The sequence below is a fragment of the Mobiluncus porci genome (genome assembly GCF_009695935.1).
GTDB lineage: Bacteria > Actinomycetota > Actinomycetes > Actinomycetales > Actinomycetaceae > Mobiluncus > Mobiluncus porci.
In genome coordinates, this window is sequence record NZ_VUMY01000016.1 from 42,982 (window position 1) to 61,582 (window position 18,601).

The following is an 18,601-nucleotide window of genomic DNA, read 5'->3' on the forward strand; positions in this document are numbered from 1 at the left end:
TCTAATACGACAGGCAGAGCCCTTTGAGATAGGCTGGGGGCGTGAACGAAGGTTATGTCTCCTATTTCCCCGGAACCGCCGAAGTTGACGCCTCCAAAGTCTTCGGTGTCCCCGGCTATCACGAACAGAGTCAGAAGATTTCGCCGCTGGTGGTGGCGCTTTTCGTGGGGTCACTGCTCAGCTTGTTCCCCCTGATTGGTTCCGTAATTTCCCTCGTCACCCTCCCCGTCTCAGTGATTTTGTATCAGCAACGTAAAGCGAGGCGCGACAGGCTTCCCGGCGAATTGCTTCTGAGAGCGGCAGTTGGGTTGTCGGTTCTGGGTTTTGCAATCGGATTAAACGTAGTCATCTTGATGCTCATCGTCACGGCAACCAGTTGACACTCGGAGTCTCAACCACTAGGGACGGCTCCTGAATGGCTAGATTTGGGCGGCGTCAGGAATTTCGGAAGACAACAACCTCTTGATTTGGAATTCCTGAATCCAGGTAGTCCACAACAACCCACCAAGGGTCGTCGCCACAAAAGCAATTGCCGCCAGCCACGGCTGGGCCACTACCGAACGGGCCACGATAATCGCTGACAGCAGGCCGATAGGCATGAATGCCCCGAGCCAAATCGTCTTGTAACCGGTCGGATCATAGAAACGACCCGAGCCGATACGGGAGGCAAAACTATAGGTGAAGAGCAAAACGATGGCCATCAAGGCTCCGAAAGCGATCAGAGACAGGAATCCGTTCAAGGCGGAGACGGCCGCTCCACACAGTCCTCCAAACAGGGCAATGACCCAACGAACCCAGCGCGGCACCGCGACGATACGAGCCAAAACCTGGCGGGCATGTTCTGGGTCACGAATCGATTCCATGATCAGGGAAACTTCGTAGCCCGTGTAGTAGGAGGGGTGTTCCCGAGCTATATAGGGAATGGGGTAGCGAATATCTGGTTCCGGAACGGAACCAACCGAAAGACCCACGGCGCGGAACTGCAATCCGTCGGAATCCTCGAGTTCTTTCGGGGAGGCAATCGTGGAGGCGGCGAGATTGGAGACCGGCTGGCCCAGAAGCTCCTTGAAAGACAGGGCCGCATTGGGGTCGCCCGGTAGGGAAATGTTACCCAATAGCGAGCCATCGCTGGAACCAGACTGGTTTGGGTCCGTTTCCGCACCGGATTGGCGCTTCTTTCGCCTAGTTTGACGGCTGGCAGAAGAGGGAACGAGACCCGGCATATTGAAAGGAACCCGAGTTCTCAACTCCGCCAAATCCGGGTGTTGTTCTTCAGTCATTTGGGCGACTTGCCGAACGTCCATCGGCTGGTTGGGATAGCCCATCGGCATCCCCATGCCGGGCTGGGGTGGCATTCCCGGGTACATTCCGGGCATTTGCTGGCCGGGTAGCGGCTGAGGTTGGTAGGGAGGCTGGTTTTGGTAGTTCACCGGAACAGAGCCACCCATCGGGGGCATTTGTCCACCGTAAGGAGGATATCCATAGGCGCTAGGGTTAATGGGATTAACGCCTTGCGGACGACCCGCATTCATCGGAGGCACAGGAAGATTTACCGGCGGTACCTGAGGATTTTCCGGTTGCGGGTTCTCATCGCCTGGGAATCCTTCGCGCGGGTTGTTCACCCCACTCATAGACGCAGCCTCCTTGTGTCATGACATTCCTAAACGTATTCTACTTGGTTTTTACCCGATGAGGCACGTTAATGAGGGTGCAATGAAAAAATCGTGTGGGCATATTCGCGCTTTGTACATTCTGCGTGTCGGCGGCTAAAGCCGCCTCAACAGCTTCCTAGGCCTCGGAAATGCCGGGCGCCACGCTCTTCAGACTAGCGCATACGAGGTTACAAGGATGCCACTGTGTCGGCGGCTAAAGCCGCCTCAACAGCTTCCTAGGCCTCGGAAATGCCGGGCGCCACGCTCTTCAGGCTAGCGCATACGAGGTTACAAGGATGCCACTGTGTCGGCGGCTAAAGCCGCCTCAACAGCTTCCTGGGCCTCGGAAATGCCGGGCGCTTCGCGCCGCTCCTTTTTTCTCGAAGTTCGCTTTTAAGCAAGCTTGAGCGAACTTCTCGTAAAAAGTAGCCTTTCCGGCATTTCGCTCGGCCTGCGTTGCTGTGCGCGAAAGGGGAGTTGAACCCCTACCCTATCACTAGGACACGGACCTGAACCGTGCGCGTCTACCAATTCCGCCACTCGCGCGTGTGCGGCTGTTTTGAGAAAAACAACGCCATAAAAACATACCGAATCTTTAGGATTTCAGCAAATTTTTGTCACATTCAAACTCATTAGTTATTCTTTTCTTTATTGTTACTCCTAAGAAAGGTGGGAAGAATGAAGAAATTTTTTACACGTATTGTTGTAGTAGCTGGAGCTGGATTTTTAGCCGCGACTTTGAGCGCCTGCGGTGGAACCAACACCGCCAGCGACGTTACGGAACTAACTGTCGGGGCTTCCCCGGTTCCTCACGCCAAGATCCTGCGGCACTTGGAGGATTCTGGCGAAGCGAAGAAGACCGGTTTGAAGATTACCGTTAAAGAATTCACCGACTATGTCCAGCCCAACGAGGCCTTGGCCGGCGGCGATATCGACGCGAACTACTTCCAGACCGTGCCCTATCTCAAGGATCAGTCCGCTTCTCGCGGTTACAAGTTCGTAGCCGGTGAAGGTGTTCACCTGGAACCCCTGGCTGTGTTCTCCCAAAAAATCAAGAGCTTTGATGAATTGAAAGACGGCGCCACCATCACCATCATTAACGACCCCGCGAACCAGGGTCGCGCCTTGGCGCTTCTCGCCGCCAACGGCTTGCTGGAGTTGGAAGGCACCGACGCTTCCGTCGTTGAAATCAAAGACGATCCGAAGGTGAACCCGCGCGGTTTCAAGTTCCACGAAGTCGAAGGACCGGCTTTGGTGACTTCCCTTCCCGACGTGGATATCGCAGTCATCAACGGTAACTTCTACCAGTCTGCTGGTTTGAAGCCCTCCGATGCCTTGGCGATTGAGTCCCCCGAGGGCAATCCGGCGGTAAACGTGCTGGTGTGGCGGGAAGACGAGAAGGACAAGCTCGATGCCATCAAGAAGCTCGACGAGTTGTTGCACTCTGACGTGACTAAGAAGTACATCGAAGAAACTTGGCCCGGCAAAGAGGTTATTCCCTCTTTCTAAGGCTTAGCGAGGCGGTTCGGGTTTCGACTTTGCTGTAGCGCCAAAGCGCGGAACAAAGTCAAAACCGTCCCCTTAGAGAACGGTTTATTGAACGGTGGCTCGGGTAATCCCGAGCCACCACACGTTTAATGACTTCTAAACCAACCCGTACAACCGGTCACCGGCGTCCCCCAGCCCGGGAACAATATAGGCGTGTTCATTCAGGTGGTCATCCACTCCGGCAACAACCACTTTGACCTCGGCGCGATCTCCGACCGCATTTTTGACCGCAGTAATCCCCTCCGGCGCAGCCAAGAGGCAAGTGCAAGTCACATCACGCGCCCCGCGGTCGAGGACGTAATTAATCGCCGCCACGAGCGTCCCACCGGTGGCAAGCATCGGGTCCACAATGAAGCACTGTCGCCCCGAAAGATCATGGGGAAGACGGTCGGCATAGGTTTCAATCGCCAGAGTCTCCTCATCGCGTTTCATCCCGAGAAAACCGACTTCCGCGCTGGGAAGGAGCCGGGTCATTCCCTCCAGCATCCCTAGTCCCGCACGCAAAATCGGAATCACAATTGGGCGAGGGTCAGCGAGTTTTGAACCGGTAGTTTTTGTCAGTGGGGTCTCCACCTCGATAGTTTCGGTCCGAACCCCGCGAGTGGACTCATAAGCCAGGAGGGTCGTCAACTCGTCAGCAAGTTGGCGAAACACCGGTGAAGGCGTGTTCTTGTCACGCAACAGGGTCAATTTATGGGCGATAAGCGGATGGTCCGCGACATGTAATTGCATGGTTCTAACTTACCGCGCCGGCGCGGGGCGCGGGGTGGCTTCGATAGAGTTGTCTCGTGATTGAGACTGGATTGAGTGAGGCCGAGAGGCGCGCCGTGGACACGGCTTTCGAATTGGCGCGCCGAGCCGCGGAGTCCGGGGACGTGCCGGTGGGGGCAGTTTTATTGACGCCTTCCGGTGTTGTCGCCGGTCTCGGTCTGAATCAGCGCGAGGTGGAGCCTTTTGACCCCACCGCGCACGCCGAGATTGTGGCTCTGCGGGAGGCAGCGGGGCGGTTGGGCCGGTGGAGACTCGATGGCGCCACGCTTGTGGTCACGTTAGAGCCCTGCACGATGTGTGCCGGGGCAATCGTTTCGGCGCGGGTCTCGCGGCTGATTTTTGGGGCCTGGGATCCGAAGGCCGGGGCTTGCGGCTCGGTGCGCGACGTGGTGCGCGACTCCCGCTTGAACCACCAGGTCGAGGTGATCGGCGGGGTGGACGAGGAACGCTGCGGAGGATTGCTGACGGATTTCTTTAGTCGTCAACGCTAGGATTGAAAGCATGGAACTTACTGACGAAGAATGGCGGGAGCGGCTTTCACCAGAGGCTTATCGGGTGTTGCGCGAGGCGGGAACCGAGAGGCCTGGCAGCGGGTCTTTGCTCTATGAAAATCGCGCTGGGACGTATGTTTGTGGCGCTTGCGGGGCTGAGCTTTTTGACGGAGGGACTAAGTTTGATTCCGGTTGTGGCTGGCCGAGTTTCTACGAGGCGAAGCCCAGGTCAGTCAAGATGCTTGTTGATGAAACACACGGCATGACCCGCACCGAAGTCCGTTGTGCCAACTGCGGCTCCCACCTCGGCCATGTCTTCCCCGATGCCCCCCAAACCCCGACCGGAAACCGCTTCTGTATGAACTCGGTAGCGTTGGGATTCAACGCAACTGCGGGGTCATTAAATGACTGACCGGACAGACGCTGCTGCTCTGGATTTCATCCCAACCCGTTACGGGGCTACTTGGCCGTTTTATCAACGGCGACAAAGGCTTGCCCCAGCACGTCAGGATTTGCTTCGCCTCGGTTGATCCCGAGGATGTATTCGATGAAGTACTCCCACGCCACTGCTACCGACATAAACCTCGTTGGCGTAAATCTGCCACATTTTAGCGGCATGCTCCTCTTCGCCAGCCGGAACCGGTTCCTCATCACTCACCTTAGAATCGATTCGGTACCGCGCAGCAAGGGTGGCATCTAGCTTCGGGAACCTTTCGGAACTCCAGTGGCGCAGCACGCGGGTCTTCGAATTGCTTTGATCACCGAAGATGAAGTCCTGCCATTGTTCTTTCCCCTTGCATCCTTCGACCAGAATAGCGAGAGCGTACCCGAACAACCCAAGGGTGTACCTAAATAACCCACAAGAAGGGTAATTCGGCAATGTTTACAGAATCCGGTTTTTCGTTTCCCCAGTTAGAATCATTTTCGCCATTTGTTACATTATTTGGTTGTGGTTATTCAGGTACGGGGGTGGGTTATTCGAGCTCGCAATCTAAGTCTCAATGCCGCCGCGGCTTGGCGGATCCAGCAATCTTGCTTCACATAATTGCGCACCGCTACTTCATTCTCGGGAAAGAAACCGCTCACTGCGTAAGCAGCACACCGCAAGCGCTGCCTCGCAGCGTCGCCGCGGTGCCAGCGGTGTTCGGCGACTTCGTCGCCTCTCGCCGCTGCCTCATCCTCGGGAAAGAAACCGCTCGCTGCGCGAGCTTCGGATTTTTGTTTTACCAGTCCTTTCGAGCAAGCTCGACGGCCTGGTAAAACAAAAATCCGCGGGTTTCTTTCCCTCGGATTTCATTGCGGTGGAGGCGGGATTTGAACCCGCGGTGGGTTGCCCCACACAGCATTTCGAGTGCTGCACCTTCGGCCGCTCGGACACTCCACCATACAGAGTTTTCTCACCCACCAAAAGCATCAAAGATGTTAAAGGCAAGTAAAACGGTCTGTCTTTGGTAGATTCACTACCTTCTGGACTTAATAAAAAGCCCGGCTCAAGATACTAACATTTGTGTGGACTCATTCGCTAGTTAGAGGTTTGTCTTTGACATCTTGGTTGAGTTCAGGACAGCTCCGGATTCATTGCCTCAGCCATTGCGGCGCCGAGCGGATTCGTTGATTTGCCCGCAAAACACCACTCCCTGAGGATGCAGGTTAAGGATTCATTGAAAAACGCCGATGGGGCTGATAGTGGAGAAAACCCTATTGCAACACGTTTTCAAGCAGCTCATCCAAACACTCAACTACCTCTAACGAGGCATCTTCCATAGCCGCTAAAAAACCTGGCACCTGTGCCGTCTCCCCAGAAGCAAGCGCCAACACAGCCTTCTTACCGTTGTCATGAACTGCATCGTGAGCCTTTTCGAGGCGCGTCGCCGCCGGAAAATGTCCATAGTTAGATCGTCCAGTACCCTCGTAATACCATTTGCCAAGCCTGCAAGAATGCGAGTTGGCCACTTTCTCTGGCTCTGGTTCCGCCATCTGAGCAACCTGCTTATATATGCCGCTCTTAAAAATGAAATGATCCAATTTTAGAATCGACATAAATGAGCCACGCTTCGCATTAGCTATCGCCCGCGCCATGTTTTGAACCATGTCTTGGATAATTTGCGCTGTCTCGCTTGACGTCGCTTCAAAGCCGCATGACTCATCTCCCGCCGCGAGAACCTGATCTTTCGCATCTGCTGTGCCTGTGGTGATTTCCTCAACCAAGGCAGCGATTTCTTGCGTAGCGGAGGATGTACGCTCCGCCAAAGTCCTTACCTCACCGGCTACCACCGCGAAGCCCCGCCCTGCTTCACCGGCTCGTGCCGCTTCAATCGTGGCGTTTAACGCAAGGAGATTTGTCTGGGATGCGATACCTTGAATCTGTTTCACAAAGTCACGAATCGCATCAGACGAGGCTGTCAAGCGTTCCATGTGGTGTCCAATCTTCTCAAGATTAGAACTCATAGTAGAGAAGCTCTCTGCCATAGTGTTTAAATCCGACGCTGAGGACTGCACCGTGTCCTTGGCAGAAACAGAAGTATCAAAGTCAATATCCAATCGGTTTAGAACACCATTAAACGAGGTTCTCACCGCTTCTGCGGAGTCATAAAATCGCATCATTTGATGACAGCTCGCTTCATCTATTTCCTGTCCGGTTCTAAGAGCTTCAAGACTGGCACGCAGCTCATTGTTTTCTGTATTCAACGCATCAATTTGTTCTTTTAGAGAGTCAGTGAGTTGCATATAATCGATTCCAGACTGGCGTTTCTTCATCATTTCCTTTCCAGGGACGAGTTCTTGGCATACATTGTAACTGATATGGCACGTGAGTCTCTAGGACTTTTTACTAAATTGAGGGGTTTATTTCAGGTTGTGCTAGCCTCAAAAAATAGGCATAAATCGAAAGGACAAAATGAGCCTCAACGTTAATCTGAACATTCCAATGCTTCCCGCGAGGGTTCCAGTTCTAGCAATTGTCACCGCCGCTATGGAAGACGAGGCCGCACCGCTGTGGGATATCGCCAAGGGTGGGGGAAACATTGTTCGGCTCGGAGCCAAAGGCTCCCTGCAGCTTCTCGCCGTCGAGGACGCCACCATTGCGCTGGTTACGGCCGGAATCGGCCTGGTCAATGCGGCTAGTTCCTTGACCGCTGCTCTCCAATACGTTTCCCCGCGTTATATTTTTTCTTGCGGATCTGCCGGCGGGCTCGATGCCGAGGCTCAAGTCGGGGAAGTCGTGGCCGCCTCGGATTGCGTCTATGGGCGAGCCGATGCTCGCGAGTTTGGGTATAAACTCGGTCAGATACCAGGAATGCCGGAGAGTTTCCTCGCCGATGGGGATCTTCTCGACCGCTTCACTTCCCTTCCCGAGAAGGTTGGTCCGGCTCGCACCCGTAGCGGGAGGTTCCTATCCTCAGACTGTTTTGTGGGAACTGAGTTGGCTCTAGAGTTTCGCAAGTCATTCCCGACCGCTACCACAGTCGATATGGAGTCAGCAGCATTAGCTCAGGTCGCCGCGGGTGTCGAAGTGCCGTTCCTCGCGGTTAGAGGGATTAGCGACCTGTGTGGTCCGGAAGCGGCGGCGGAGAACTATCAGCGCGCGGGGGATGTGGCACGGTTAAGTTTCCTGGTGGCATTGACGCTGATTGGGTTAAGGGAGCCGGAAGAGATTCAATAGCGCTTTGTTCGCTACGCCGGCGCGGGTCAGACCCTTCAGGTTATGCTCCCTTCGGTCACTACACCGGAGAGGTCTGACCCGCGTCGACTCCATGAAAGTCTGACCCGCGTCGGCTACGCTCAATGGGAGTAGATTTTGTCCCACTCTTCGCGGTGGTTGAGCATCTTTTGGGCGGCAGCCTGGGCGCCCTCGAGAGTGTGACTGGCACCCCAACCACATTGGACTTCGTTCGCGGCAGGAACCTCCGTCATGTGAACCACGTCAACCAAAGTGTCTTCCAATACCCGCATAAACTCTTCGGGTTCAATCCCTAGAGTCATGGCATAGAAACCCGTCTGGCAGCCCATTGGGGAAAAGTCCAAGAGCTTGTCGGTATGGTCGCGCATGTGCTCGGCGATGGAATGTTCCAAAGAATGCACCACCGGCATTTCTAGGTGTTCCACATTCGGCTGGCAAAACCGGATATCGTACTTGATGAACTCGTCACCGCCTGGCAAAGTCTCGCGGTGCGCGACGCGCACGAACGGAGCCTTCACCTTAGTGTGATCGAGTTGAAATGATTCCACATTTGTCTTTTCCATAAGACTATTTTATGCCTTTTTCGCTGCGCCGGCGGGGGTTCTCCATCGCTGCGCCGGTGGGGTCAGACCCTTTCGGCTGCACTCGCTTCGCTCGTTACGCCGAAGAGGTCTGACCCGCCGGCTACGCGACACGCCGATAGCATCCACGAAAAATTAAAAATCTTTTTGCACAGCCTGTGGAAAACTACATCCATGTAACTTACCCCTATTACGTGGGATAACACCCTCTTCCACGCCTCCATCCACAGCGAAAATCTCACTTGTCCACAACCTGCCCCGCCAAAAAATTTCAACCACTACATATTGTGGTGCTGGACTCGACTCCCCCCAAGGTGTAGTGTTTTGAACTCGAAAGCACTTTTGTGTTGGAGTATAATAACAACGCTGTAGTTTTCGCCCGTAACTCGGAAATGACGACTATCCGATCGGCGCCAGAACTTCAGGGGAGAAATAGGGAAGACGGAGGAAGAAGATGAGCATCACTGTCTACACGAAGCCGAACTGCGTACAGTGCAACGCGACGAAGCGCGCTTTGGACAAGCAGGGTCTGGATTACGACACAGTGGATTTGACCCAGGACATTAATGCGCTCGATCGCGTTAAGGAGATGGGTTTTTCCCAGGCTCCCGTGGTTTTCGCGGGTGAAGAAGCCTGGTCCGGTTTCCGTCCCGACAAGATTAAGGCTCTGGCTGTCGCCGCCGAAGCGATTGCGATTTAGTTAAGACGACTGCGATTTAGCTGACCTAGCCATTGGCGAAACTCCGGAGAACTCACGGAAAACCCTCCAAAATCTATGTCAAAAGAGGACAGTAACATTGGGACTGATTGTCTATTTCTCTTCCGCCACCGGAAACACGAAGCGATTCGTTGAAAAAGTGGGGATGCCCGCCAAGCGCATTCCCCTGCGTCCCACCGAGGATCCCCTCGTGGTTGACGAAGAGTACGTCCTGGTCGTGCCCTCCTACGGCGGTGGCGACACCAAGAAGGCCGTCCCGAAACAGGTCATTAAATTCCTCAACAACAAACACAACCGAGATCTTTGCCGCGGGGTGATTCCGTCTGGAAACATCAACTTCGGCGAAGCCTATTGCATCGCGGGGGATGTCATCTCTCGCAAACTCGGCGTTCCCATCTTGTATAAGTATGAGCTTTTGGGGACACCAACAGATGTCGAAAAAGTACGTAAAGGATTGGAAGAATTTTGGGCGAATCTACACTCTCAGCCAGCCGACCCGGCCTCGGAAGCGCCGCAGTCATGACGGATACTACGGACGCGGAATTCCTCGATCCGGAACACGACTACCACTCGCTAAACGCGAAGCTGAATCTCTACGGAGCGGACGGAAAAATCCAGTTCGACGCGGATAAAGCCGCGGCGCGCCAATACTTCCTCCAACACGTCAACAAGAACACCGTGTTCTTCCACGATCTCAAAGAGAAACTCGACTATCTCGTGGAAGAAGGATATTACGAGAAAGAAACTCTCGACCAGTATTCTTTCGAGTTCATCAAGTCGCTGTATAAAAAGGCTTACGCCCACAAGTTCCGTTTCCCGACCTTCCTTGGAGCCTTCAAGTACTACACCTCCTACACTTTGAAAACCTTTGATGGCAAGCGCTATCTGGAACGCTTCGAGGATCGCGTCTGTATGGTGGCGCTCTATCTCGCGAGGGGCGACGAAGATCTCGCGGTGGAAATCATGGAAGAAATCATCACCGGTCGCTACCAGCCGGCTACCCCGACGTTCTTGAACGCCGGTAAGAAGGCGCGCGGTGAGATGGTGTCGTGCTTCTTGGTGCGCATCGAGGACAATATGGAGTCAATCGCGCGCGGCATCAACTCCGCGTTGCAACTGTCTAAGCGCGGGGGCGGCGTGGCGTTGCTTTTGACCAACCTCCGCGAGGCCGGCGCGCCGATTAAGAAAATCCAAAACCAGTCTTCCGGCGTCGTTCCAGTCATGAAGTTGCTCGAGGATTCGTTCTCTTACGCGAACCAGCTCGGGGCGCGCCAAGGTGCGGGTGCGGTTTACTTGAACGCCTTCCACCCCGACATCATGCAGTTCTTGGACACGAAGCGGGAGAATGCGGACGAGAAGATTCGCATTAAGACGCTTTCTCTGGGTGTGATGGTGCCGGATATCGCCTTTGAGCTCGCGAAGAACAAGGAGCCGATGTACCTGTTCAGCCCCTATGACGTGGAGCGAGTTTACGGAGTGCCTTTCTCCGATATTTCTGTCACCGAGAAATATCGTGAGATGGTCGATAACCCGAAGATTCACAAGAAGAAGATTGATGCTCGCAAGTTCTTCCAGACTTTGGCGGAAATCCAGTTCGAATCCGGTTACCCCTATATCGTTTACGAAGACACGGTCAACAAAGCAAACCCAATTGACGGGCGCATCATTATGTCGAACTTGTGCTCCGAGATTCTCCAGGTCTCCGAGCCCTCGGAGTTGAACGAGGACCTCACCTACAAGAAGATTGGCAAGGATATTTCTTGTAACTTGGGTTCCATGAACATCGCGAAGGCTCTCGAGTCTCCTGATTTTGAGAAAACCATTCGCGTGGCGATTCGCGCCCTGACAGCCGTGAGCGACCTCACGAATGTCGAGTGTGTCCCGACGATTCAGCGCGGCAACTCGATGTCCCACGCGATTGGGCTTGGCGCCATGAACCTCCACGGTTGCCTCGCCCGCCATGAAATTTTCTACGGCTCCGAAGAAGGCCTCGACTTCACCAATATGTACTTCTATGCCACGGCTTTCTACGCTCTGAAGGCCTCGCACACTCTGGCCGTCGAACGCGGTCAGACTTTCGAGGGCTTTGAGCGCTCCAAGTATGCCACTGGTGAATACTTCGAGAAATACATCAACGGGACTTGGGAACCGAAGACCGAAAAGGTGCGCGAGATTTTCGCGGGAACCTCAATCCACCTTCCCACCCCCGATGACTGGCGTCAGCTCGCCGAGGACATCAAGCGCGACGGGATGTATAACCAGAACCTCCAGGCCATCCCGCCGACCGGCTCGATTTCGTACATCAACAACTCGACATCTTCGATTCACCCGATTGCCTCCAAGATCGAGATCCGCAAGGAAGGCAAGATTGGCCGCGTCTACTATCCGGCGCCCTACATGACCAACGACAATCTGGAGTACTACCAGGACGCTTACGAGATTGGGTATGAAAAGATTATCGACACTTACGCCGAGGCGACCCAACACGTCGACCAGGGCTTGTCCTTGACCTTGTTCTTCCCGGACACGATTACGACCCGCGACGTCAACAAGGCGCAAATTTATGCTTGGCGCAAGGGCATTAAGTCGCTTTACTACATTCGGCTCAGACAAGCTGCCCTGGAGGGCACCGAAGTCGAGGGTTGCGTAAGTTGCATGTTGTAAGCACACTCTTTTACAAATCCACAAATATATCCTAAAATTTAGGGTATATTTGTGGAGCGTAAAGGAGTGGCGACATGAACGTGAATACCGAGACCCTGGTTCCGATTTCCGAAGCAAACCAGAACTTTTCGAAAGTCGCGCGGCTTGTTGATAACTACGGTACGGTTATCATCCTCAAGAACAACGAGCCGCGCTATGTCATCATGGAGTTCAATCAGGCTGATAGTCTCCAGGAAGCGGACGATGCGGAAGTCGCAAGGATCTCCAAGCAGCTAATGGAACGTAATAAAGCGGTTTACGCGGAGCTCGCGAAATGAAGACGCTCAGCAAAGCCCAAATTTTGCGTCTCCAAGAGGATTTGGTCTCCGAAAGTGGAGGAGAGCCGGGACTTCATGATGAGGGACTACTCGAGTCCGCTCTCGAAACCCCGTTCCAGACTTTTGACTGCGTGGAGCTATACCCATCAGTTATTGAAAAAGCGGCACGCCTCGGATTCGGACTCGTGCGCAATCACGCATTTCAGGACGGGAATAAACGCATCGGCACGCACGCTATGCTGGTGCTTTTGGCGTTAAACGGACTGACTTTTGAATATGAGGATGAAGACCTTGTGGCCATGATCATTGAACTTGCCGCTGGTGGGGCCAATTATCAGCATCTGCTTGATTGGGTACGCACGCACCTAGCGTGAATCGCTACGCCGTTGGGGTCAGAACCTTTTGGCCACATTCGCTATGCTCATTACCCCAAAGAGGTCTGAGCCAGCGGCTACGCTAGGGTTGCAGGGCTTCGGAAACGAGGTATTGCAACAACACCATTGCGGTATCGTCCGTGGGCGAACCGCAACCGGCACCGTAAATTAACTCGTTGAAGATCCGCAAAATCCGCGCCTCGGTTTCGACGTCGACTTCGTCGCCCATCTCCGCCAGGAATTCCACCGCGACTCCGGCAGGCTCGCCCGGAAGTGCCCACTCGGCCCCGGCAAAAGCCTGAGCCAGCGCCCCCATAATCATTCTTTGGAAAGCGCCTTCGTTGTCGCAGTCACTCAACGCGAAAGCCATCAGGGGAAGTACCGGCTGTGGGGAGCGAAGCTGCCGGATCCCCATTAATGACAACATGACCTGGTTTCCGGCGATGGTCACCATCCCCGATTTCACCGCCAAAGTGAAGTAGGAACGCAAGCTGTCCTGAATCCGCTCCTGATCCTGAACTGGAAAAAAGGACAAAAATTCTTCATCGGGATGAGCCAAGGCGGCTTCGAATTCACTAAGGTCTATCCCACAATTGCCGCAGCTTTCCACGCGAAGGCCTTCTAAAATCCAGTTCAAAGGCCGCGAAAGATCCACTTCCGCAACTTCCACCTGCTCAGAACTCACGGGAAGATTCGACAGTTCCAGGAGGTAAAGTCCGAGTTTGGAGCCAGGTTGAAGATGCAGCAATTGGTCTCCCAACTGCGAGACTGGAAGTTGGGTCGCGAGAGCCAACAGTTGGGTTTCATCAATATTCTCCACCGAACTCACCTCCTCAAAGCTTTTCCTTACTCCACTTTTCTAACAGGTTTTACAAGTTTTGTCTTTACTTACCCTAACCGGACAGGTCACGTCCGCGAGGCCGATTCATCAAATGAAATCACGCAAAACAAAAATTGAAAGTCTTAGCTATGTGGATAAAATTAGGAGAGTTGACTTCCGAGTCTTTTCAAGGCCTCCGGTTCGCTGAATCTGAGTTCCATAACCGAGGAAGTCACATAAACCCGCTGGAAAAGGAGAAAACATGGTCATCGGCATCCCCAAGGTCGTCCAAGCCATTAACTGGAATGACATTGAAGACGAGAAGGACTTGGAGGTGTGGGACCGGCTGACCGGCAACTTCTGGCTTCCCGAAAAGATTCCGCTCTCGAACGATCTTCCGAGCTGGAAGACCTTGAACGAGGACGAAAAGAACATGACCAACCGCGTCTTCACCGGCCTGACCTTGCTAGACACCATCCAGGGCACTGTCGGCGCGGTCTCCCTCATTCCGGACTCCCGCACTCCCCACGAAGAGGCCGTGTACACCAATATCGCCTTTATGGAATCTGTCCACGCGAAGTCCTACTCCTCCATCTTCTCGACCCTGCTCTCGACCGAGGAAATCAACGAGTCTTTCCGCTGGTCAGAAGAAAATGAGTACCTCCAGAAGAAGGCTCATATTGTTTTGGACTACTACCACGGGGATGACGCGGAAAAGCGCAAGGTGGCCTCGACTATGCTCGAGTCTTTCCTGTTCTACAGTGGCTTCTACGCCCCGATGTATTGGTCAGCGCACGCCAAGCTCACCAACACTGCCGACTTGATTCGCCTGATTATCCGCGATGAGGCCGTCCATGGCTATTACATCGGCTACAAGTACCAGGTCGCGGTGCGCGAATCCTCTCAGTCCCGCCAAGAGGAGCTCAAGGACTACACCTTCTCGCTGTTGATGGATCTTTATGACAATGAGGAGCTCTACACCGAGACACTCTACGATCCGCTCGGGCTCACCGAAGATGTCAAGAAGTTCTTGAAGTACAACGCGAATAAGGCGCTCATGAACCTCGGCTACGAGGCGCTGTTCACCCCCGACCAGGTCGACGTGAATCCCGCGATTTTGGCGGCGCTGTCCCCCGCGGCCGACGAGAACCACGACTTCTTCTCCGGCTCCGGCTCGTCTTACACTATCGGGACCGCCGAGGACACCGAAGATGAGGACTGGGACTTCTAAAGTCGGTAGCCCCTACCCCTAGGAAAATGAAGAAAAAGCTTTCCGCAAACGATAGAATTTATCCATTGTTTTAGGGTATGAGGTTCTACACTTTTTGCTAGACTACATGAGATAGAGACAAAAGTAATCGAGGTGTTCATTTCTTGTCGCGTCAAATCATTCTGACTCAGGGGGCCGTGGAAGCGGGCCTGTGGTATGTGCTGTCTTTGCGCTACGACGAGGAAATCGTGCGTGATATGAAACAGACGCCTCCGGACATGATTGAGTATCTGTCTCGTAAGCTGAAGCTAGACCCGCAGATGAAGGTGGATTTGGCGGAAGTTCTCGAAGAAGAAGTCCAGGTTGTCAAGGAGCAGCGTCTCGCGGATCGGGAGCTGGGGGCGGAAAAGAAACAGTACCTTTATCCGACCCTGGATGAGATTTGGCCACGAATCGTGTTGGCGAAGAAACGCTCTGTGGAGCGCCCCACCACGACGATTCCCGCCGCGGTCTATGAACGACTCCGCACCAAAGCCATTACCTCTCGCGGGGTCTACTCTTCCCAGGGAATGGTGCGTTGGCCTCCGACTTGCCAAACCATCACCAAGCGCTGTGGTGGATCTTGGAACAAGGCGCTGGAGAATATGGGCTTGATGACGTCCAAGCGGGGTCGTGCTCGGGGGTCGCTGAAGTTCAGCGACGAGACATACCTCCAGGCCAGTGTGGAATTCATCAAGCACTGCCGCGAAGTGGATCGTGCGACAACGGTCGCCTACTACTGTCAGTGGGTCGCCCGCGAGCGCCGCAAGGGCAATATTTGGCCCTCCGCCGCGGCTCAGCGCCAACTGCGAGGAACGTGGAACCGGGTGGTGGAACTGGGAACCGAGATGATTAAAGGCAAGATGCTTTCTTGATTGAATTCCCGTTTTCGAGGAGAATTCCTTAATTTTGCCAGCATTAGGGCGATTGGATACTTTAGAGTTACAACGCTTGGGAGGCGAAAGTGAAACACGCAATAAACCGTCCGATAAAAGCTATAAGGAAAGTCGGTATTTCCCTGATTGCCCTGGCTACTACAGGTTCGCTGGCCATTGCTGCCACCGCACACGCCGAGGAAGGGTTTACCGATTCCGCCTCTCAAGAGTCCATTCTCACTGCGGCAGTCGTGGGATTCAATCCCGGGATGATCATCTCCGACGAGGTGTTTTACAATCCAAACACGATGGATGCGGCGGCGATTCAAAACTTCTTGAACGCTCAGGGACGCTCTTGCCAAGCGGGATCCAGAACGGTTCCGGGACCCGCTAAGCCTGACGGAACCCCCGGCGCTCCTCAGACGGTCCCGATTCCGTGTTTGAAAGATTTTGTGCAAGATACCCCCACCCGTCCTGCCGACGCCTACTGTCCCGGGACTTACCAAGGAGCCTCCGGGGAATCTGCGGCCACGATTTTGGCGAAAGTCTCCCAGGCTTGCCAGATTAATCCCCAGGCCCTCTTGGTGACTCTTCAAAAAGAACAGAGCCTGGTCACGGCCTCCGGCAAAGGGCTTAGAATCACTAGCTACCAGCGCGCCATGGGCTATGGCTGCCCCGACACGGCTCCTTGTGACGAGCAATATTACGGTTTCTTCAACCAGGTCTATAACGCGGCGCACCGCTTCCACTACTATCAACAGCACCCCGAGAAATTCCGCCACCGCGCTGGAAGGGTGAATGACCTGCTGTTCCACCCGAAACGCGATGCCTCCGGCAACTACGTTTGTGGAACCAAGCCGGTCTTTATTGAAAACCAGGCCACTGCGGGGCTCTACAACTACACGCCCTACACGCCCAACGATGCGGCTCTCGCCGCCGGCGGCGGGCTTGGAGATGCGTGTTCCTCCTACGGTAACCGGAACTTCTACCGTTTCTTCACGGCTTGGTTCGGTTCGACCGGTTCCTCCAATGCCATTCCTTCCACGCGGATTGCGGGCAACGACCGTATCGGAACCGCCGCCGCGGTTTCGGCTCGAGCCTTCCCGAACGGAACCCAGAAGGTCTATATTGCCCGCGCCGATGGTCCGATTGATGCCCTCGCTGGGGGAACCTTGGTTGATGGGCCAGTGTTGCTGGTTCCGGTCAATTCGCCCATCCCCGCTTCGGTTCGAGATGAAATCAATCGCACCCGCGCCGTCCAGGTCGTGGCTCTCGGCGGACCGGGGGCCGTACCGGATACGGTGCTTGCGGATGCAGCGCAGGGGCGCGACACTGCCCGTCTCTTCGGGCCGGATCGCTACTCCACCGCAATCGCGATTTCCCGCGAGGCTTATCCGGATGGCGCCAAGCGAGTCTATATTGCCGACGGAGTTGGCGCCGACCGCTCCGGATCCCCCGATGCCGTCATCGGTGGCACCTTGAAGGATGGGCCGGTTTTCATTATTGACCCGAATAATCCCGCCAGCTGGGACTTGGTAGCTTCGGAAGTGAAGAATCTGAAGGTTGACACGGTTGTCGCCCTAGGCGGGGAGGGAGTCGTCCCCAACAAGGCCCTGCAGCGGATTGCTGACGGCAAGACCGTGGCGCGACTTGCCGGACCGGATCGTTACGCAACCGCCATCGCCATCGCCTCCTACGCCTACCCGCCCCAGCCCGGAGTCGTCGGCGCTAATGGGGAGCCGGTTCTTTCCGACAAGGTGGTTTATGTGGCGCGTGGCGACAATTTCGCAGATGCCCTAGTCGCCGGCACTTTAACCGATGGACCAGTCATCTTGATGCCTTCGCGCACCGACACAACACCCGATAATGTCCACAACTATGTCGCCAACCTCCACCCGAATACGGTGATTGCCCTGGGCGGGATGGGCGCGATTCACCCCGACACGGTTGATGCCGTCGTGAAATCCGTCAAGGCGGGGTTGCGCTAGTTCTCGGTGATAATCCAGATGCGATCCGCGCGGTGGCGAGAGCCTTCCGCTAGGAGCCGGTCGGGGGCGTCGACTCGCGCAATCCACGTCTCGGATTCCGCGAGGGTTTTCCCCGCCTCTTGGTGTCGTTCCAACAGCCGCTGGTGGGTCACGTTCTCCGGCACATCGAGATAGATGAGCAGGTCAATGGCTTCGCGCACCATGGCCCACGGCCCGTCTTGGGAGGCAAGATAGTTTCCTTCGGTTAGGACAATGCCGGTGCGTTCGATTTTGTGGCTGGCCGCTACTGGCTCTTTCAAAGCGCGGTCGTAGCCGGGCGCGTAAACAACAGTGGTGCCGTCGTGGGCGCGGTCCAAGGTCATCAAAAAGCCCACGACGTCGAAACTCGCCGGAGTGCCTTTGAGATCGGAGAGTTCTTCGGCGGCGAGAACCGCATTGGATTTATGAAAGCCGTCCATCGGGAGGATTCCCGCGAGAAGCGGTTGCGTTCCCAGAGTCGCGTCTTGGAGCAGTTTCTGGAGTTTGGAAACGGCTTCTGATTTTCCGGCTCCCGGGGGGCCTGTGAAACCGACCACTCGAATAACATTGTGGTTTTGGGCCATTTCTTTTAACTCGGCGGCCAAGCCTTGGCAAAGGGCATCGAGAGTTCCAGAAGCTGTTTGCATCATTCTTCACCTTGGGTTTTACGTGCGTTAGGGGCTGTCGTGATGCCAGTCTAACAGTTGTCTTGCGGATGCCTCGGAAAATGAGTCGTGGGGGGGGGGGGGGGGGGTGGGGGTGGGGGGGGGGGGGGGGGTTGTGAAAAAAACACAAAACACAAACAAAAACAAATAAAAAAAAAAAAGTAGAAAAAAATTGGCCAAAACAAATCAAA

The 18,601-nt window shown here is 54.8% G+C and carries 20 protein-coding genes and 2 tRNA genes; 14 read left to right on the forward strand and 8 right to left on the reverse strand.

What is annotated here, in order from left to right; all coding sequences use genetic code 11:
• Positions 1–41: 41 nt before the first annotated feature.
• Positions 42–380 carry a hypothetical protein gene (locus tag FYJ63_RS08775; protein WP_195839375.1) on the forward strand — a complete coding sequence of 113 codons (339 nt, stop codon included), beginning with the start codon at positions 42–44 and terminating at the stop codon, positions 378–380.
• Positions 381–419: 39 nt separating this feature from the next.
• On the opposite strand, the gene FYJ63_RS08780 is transcribed toward FYJ63_RS08775, so the two are convergent.
• Entirely contained in the window at positions 420–1,631 is a 1,212-nt protein-coding gene (locus tag FYJ63_RS08780; protein ID WP_229770093.1) for a threonine/serine exporter family protein, read from the reverse strand.
• 483 nt (positions 1,632–2,114) lie between these two features.
• Positions 2,115–2,198, reverse strand: a tRNA-Leu gene (locus tag FYJ63_RS08785).
• Between the two features lie 132 nt (positions 2,199–2,330).
• Here FYJ63_RS08785 and FYJ63_RS08790 point away from each other — a divergent pair.
• On the forward strand, positions 2,331–3,161 hold the full coding sequence (locus FYJ63_RS08790; protein ID WP_154545822.1) for a MetQ/NlpA family ABC transporter substrate-binding protein: 831 nt from the start codon (positions 2,331–2,333) through the stop codon (positions 3,159–3,161).
• 135 nt (positions 3,162–3,296) lie between these two features.
• On the opposite strand, the gene upp is transcribed toward FYJ63_RS08790, so the two are convergent.
• Positions 3,297–3,932, reverse strand: coding sequence for a uracil phosphoribosyltransferase (gene upp, locus FYJ63_RS08795; protein ID WP_154545824.1), 636 nt, complete (start codon positions 3,930–3,932; stop codon positions 3,297–3,299).
• A gap of 56 nt (positions 3,933–3,988) precedes the next feature.
• On the opposite strand from upp, the gene tadA reads away from it, so the two are divergent.
• The 3 genes from tadA to FYJ63_RS08815 all read left to right on the forward strand — a co-directional run bounded on the left by tadA (position 3,989) and on the right by FYJ63_RS08815 (position 5,722).
• The gene (tadA, locus tag FYJ63_RS08800; protein ID WP_287847542.1) at positions 3,989–4,462 is read left to right on the forward strand and encodes a tRNA adenosine(34) deaminase TadA; all 474 of its coding nucleotides are present in this window, start codon (positions 3,989–3,991) and stop codon (positions 4,460–4,462) included.
• Between the two features lie 10 nt (positions 4,463–4,472).
• Positions 4,473–4,874 carry a peptide-methionine (R)-S-oxide reductase MsrB gene (gene msrB, locus FYJ63_RS08805; protein ID WP_154545826.1) on the forward strand — a complete coding sequence of 134 codons (402 nt, stop codon included), beginning with the start codon at positions 4,473–4,475 and terminating at the stop codon, positions 4,872–4,874.
• A 467-nt stretch (positions 4,875–5,341) separates the two neighbouring features.
• Positions 5,342–5,722, forward strand: coding sequence for a hypothetical protein (locus FYJ63_RS08815; RefSeq protein WP_154545830.1), 381 nt, complete (start codon positions 5,342–5,344; stop codon positions 5,720–5,722).
• A 39-nt stretch (positions 5,723–5,761) separates the two neighbouring features.
• Here the strand turns inward: FYJ63_RS08815 and FYJ63_RS08820 are convergent.
• A tRNA-Ser gene (locus tag FYJ63_RS08820) sits at positions 5,762–5,846 on the reverse strand.
• A gap of 314 nt (positions 5,847–6,160) precedes the next feature.
• Positions 6,161–7,222, reverse strand: coding sequence for a methyl-accepting chemotaxis protein (locus tag FYJ63_RS08825; protein ID WP_154545832.1), 1,062 nt, complete (start codon positions 7,220–7,222; stop codon positions 6,161–6,163).
• 136 nt (positions 7,223–7,358) lie between these two features.
• On the opposite strand from FYJ63_RS08825, the gene mtnN reads away from it, so the two are divergent.
• On the forward strand, positions 7,359–8,123 hold the full coding sequence (gene mtnN / locus FYJ63_RS08830; RefSeq protein WP_154545834.1) for a 5'-methylthioadenosine/S-adenosylhomocysteine nucleosidase: 765 nt from the start codon (positions 7,359–7,361) through the stop codon (positions 8,121–8,123).
• Positions 8,124–8,242: 119 nt separating this feature from the next.
• Here the strand turns inward: mtnN and FYJ63_RS08835 are convergent, their stop codons facing one another.
• A complete protein-coding gene (locus FYJ63_RS08835; protein ID WP_154545836.1) occupies positions 8,243–8,704 on the reverse strand; it encodes an S-ribosylhomocysteine lyase in 462 nt (153 codons plus the stop codon).
• A gap of 472 nt (positions 8,705–9,176) precedes the next feature.
• Here FYJ63_RS08835 and nrdH point away from each other — a divergent pair, with 472 nt between their 5' ends.
• From nrdH to FYJ63_RS08860, 5 genes are all read left to right on the forward strand, one after another.
• The gene (gene nrdH / locus FYJ63_RS08840; protein ID WP_154545838.1) at positions 9,177–9,422 is read left to right on the forward strand and encodes a glutaredoxin-like protein NrdH; all 246 of its coding nucleotides are present in this window, start codon (positions 9,177–9,179) and stop codon (positions 9,420–9,422) included.
• Between the two features lie 97 nt (positions 9,423–9,519).
• Positions 9,520–9,963, forward strand: a complete 444-nt coding sequence (gene nrdI / locus FYJ63_RS08845) for a class Ib ribonucleoside-diphosphate reductase assembly flavoprotein NrdI (protein WP_154545840.1) — start codon at positions 9,520–9,522, stop codon at positions 9,961–9,963.
• Positions 9,960–12,104, forward strand: a complete 2,145-nt coding sequence (gene nrdE, locus FYJ63_RS08850) for a class 1b ribonucleoside-diphosphate reductase subunit alpha (protein WP_154545843.1) — start codon at positions 9,960–9,962, stop codon at positions 12,102–12,104. The genes nrdI and nrdE overlap by 4 nt, the downstream gene beginning before the upstream one ends.
• 74 nt (positions 12,105–12,178) lie before the next feature.
• On the forward strand, positions 12,179–12,421 hold the full coding sequence (locus tag FYJ63_RS08855; protein ID WP_154545845.1) for a type II toxin-antitoxin system Phd/YefM family antitoxin: 243 nt from the start codon (positions 12,179–12,181) through the stop codon (positions 12,419–12,421).
• Entirely contained in the window at positions 12,418–12,795 is a 378-nt protein-coding gene (locus FYJ63_RS08860) for a type II toxin-antitoxin system death-on-curing family toxin (RefSeq protein WP_154545847.1), read from the forward strand. Before FYJ63_RS08855 ends, FYJ63_RS08860 begins: the two co-directional genes overlap by 4 nt.
• A gap of 82 nt (positions 12,796–12,877) precedes the next feature.
• On the opposite strand, the gene FYJ63_RS08865 is transcribed toward FYJ63_RS08860, so the two are convergent.
• Entirely contained in the window at positions 12,878–13,615 is a 738-nt protein-coding gene (locus FYJ63_RS08865) for a hypothetical protein (protein WP_321066594.1), read from the reverse strand.
• Between the two features lie 262 nt (positions 13,616–13,877).
• On the opposite strand from FYJ63_RS08865, the gene nrdF reads away from it, so the two are divergent.
• The 3 genes from nrdF (at position 13,878) to FYJ63_RS08880 (ending at position 17,727) form a co-directional block, all read left to right on the forward strand.
• Complete coding sequence (gene nrdF, locus FYJ63_RS08870; RefSeq protein WP_154545849.1) at positions 13,878–14,846, forward strand: class 1b ribonucleoside-diphosphate reductase subunit beta; 969 nt, start codon at positions 13,878–13,880, stop codon at positions 14,844–14,846.
• 143 nt (positions 14,847–14,989) lie between these two features.
• A complete protein-coding gene (locus FYJ63_RS08875; RefSeq protein ID WP_154545851.1) occupies positions 14,990–15,739 on the forward strand; it encodes a multidrug transporter in 750 nt (249 codons plus the stop codon).
• Between the two features lie 89 nt (positions 15,740–15,828).
• Positions 15,829–17,727, forward strand: a complete 1,899-nt coding sequence (locus FYJ63_RS08880; protein ID WP_287847552.1) for a cell wall-binding repeat-containing protein — start codon at positions 15,829–15,831, stop codon at positions 17,725–17,727.
• Here FYJ63_RS08880 and FYJ63_RS08885 read toward each other — a convergent pair.
• A complete protein-coding gene (locus tag FYJ63_RS08885; protein WP_154545853.1) occupies positions 17,724–18,395 on the reverse strand; it encodes a nucleoside/nucleotide kinase family protein in 672 nt (223 codons plus the stop codon). The two genes, FYJ63_RS08880 and FYJ63_RS08885, sit on opposite strands and share 4 nt — an antisense overlap.
• Positions 18,396–18,601 lie beyond the last annotated feature (206 nt).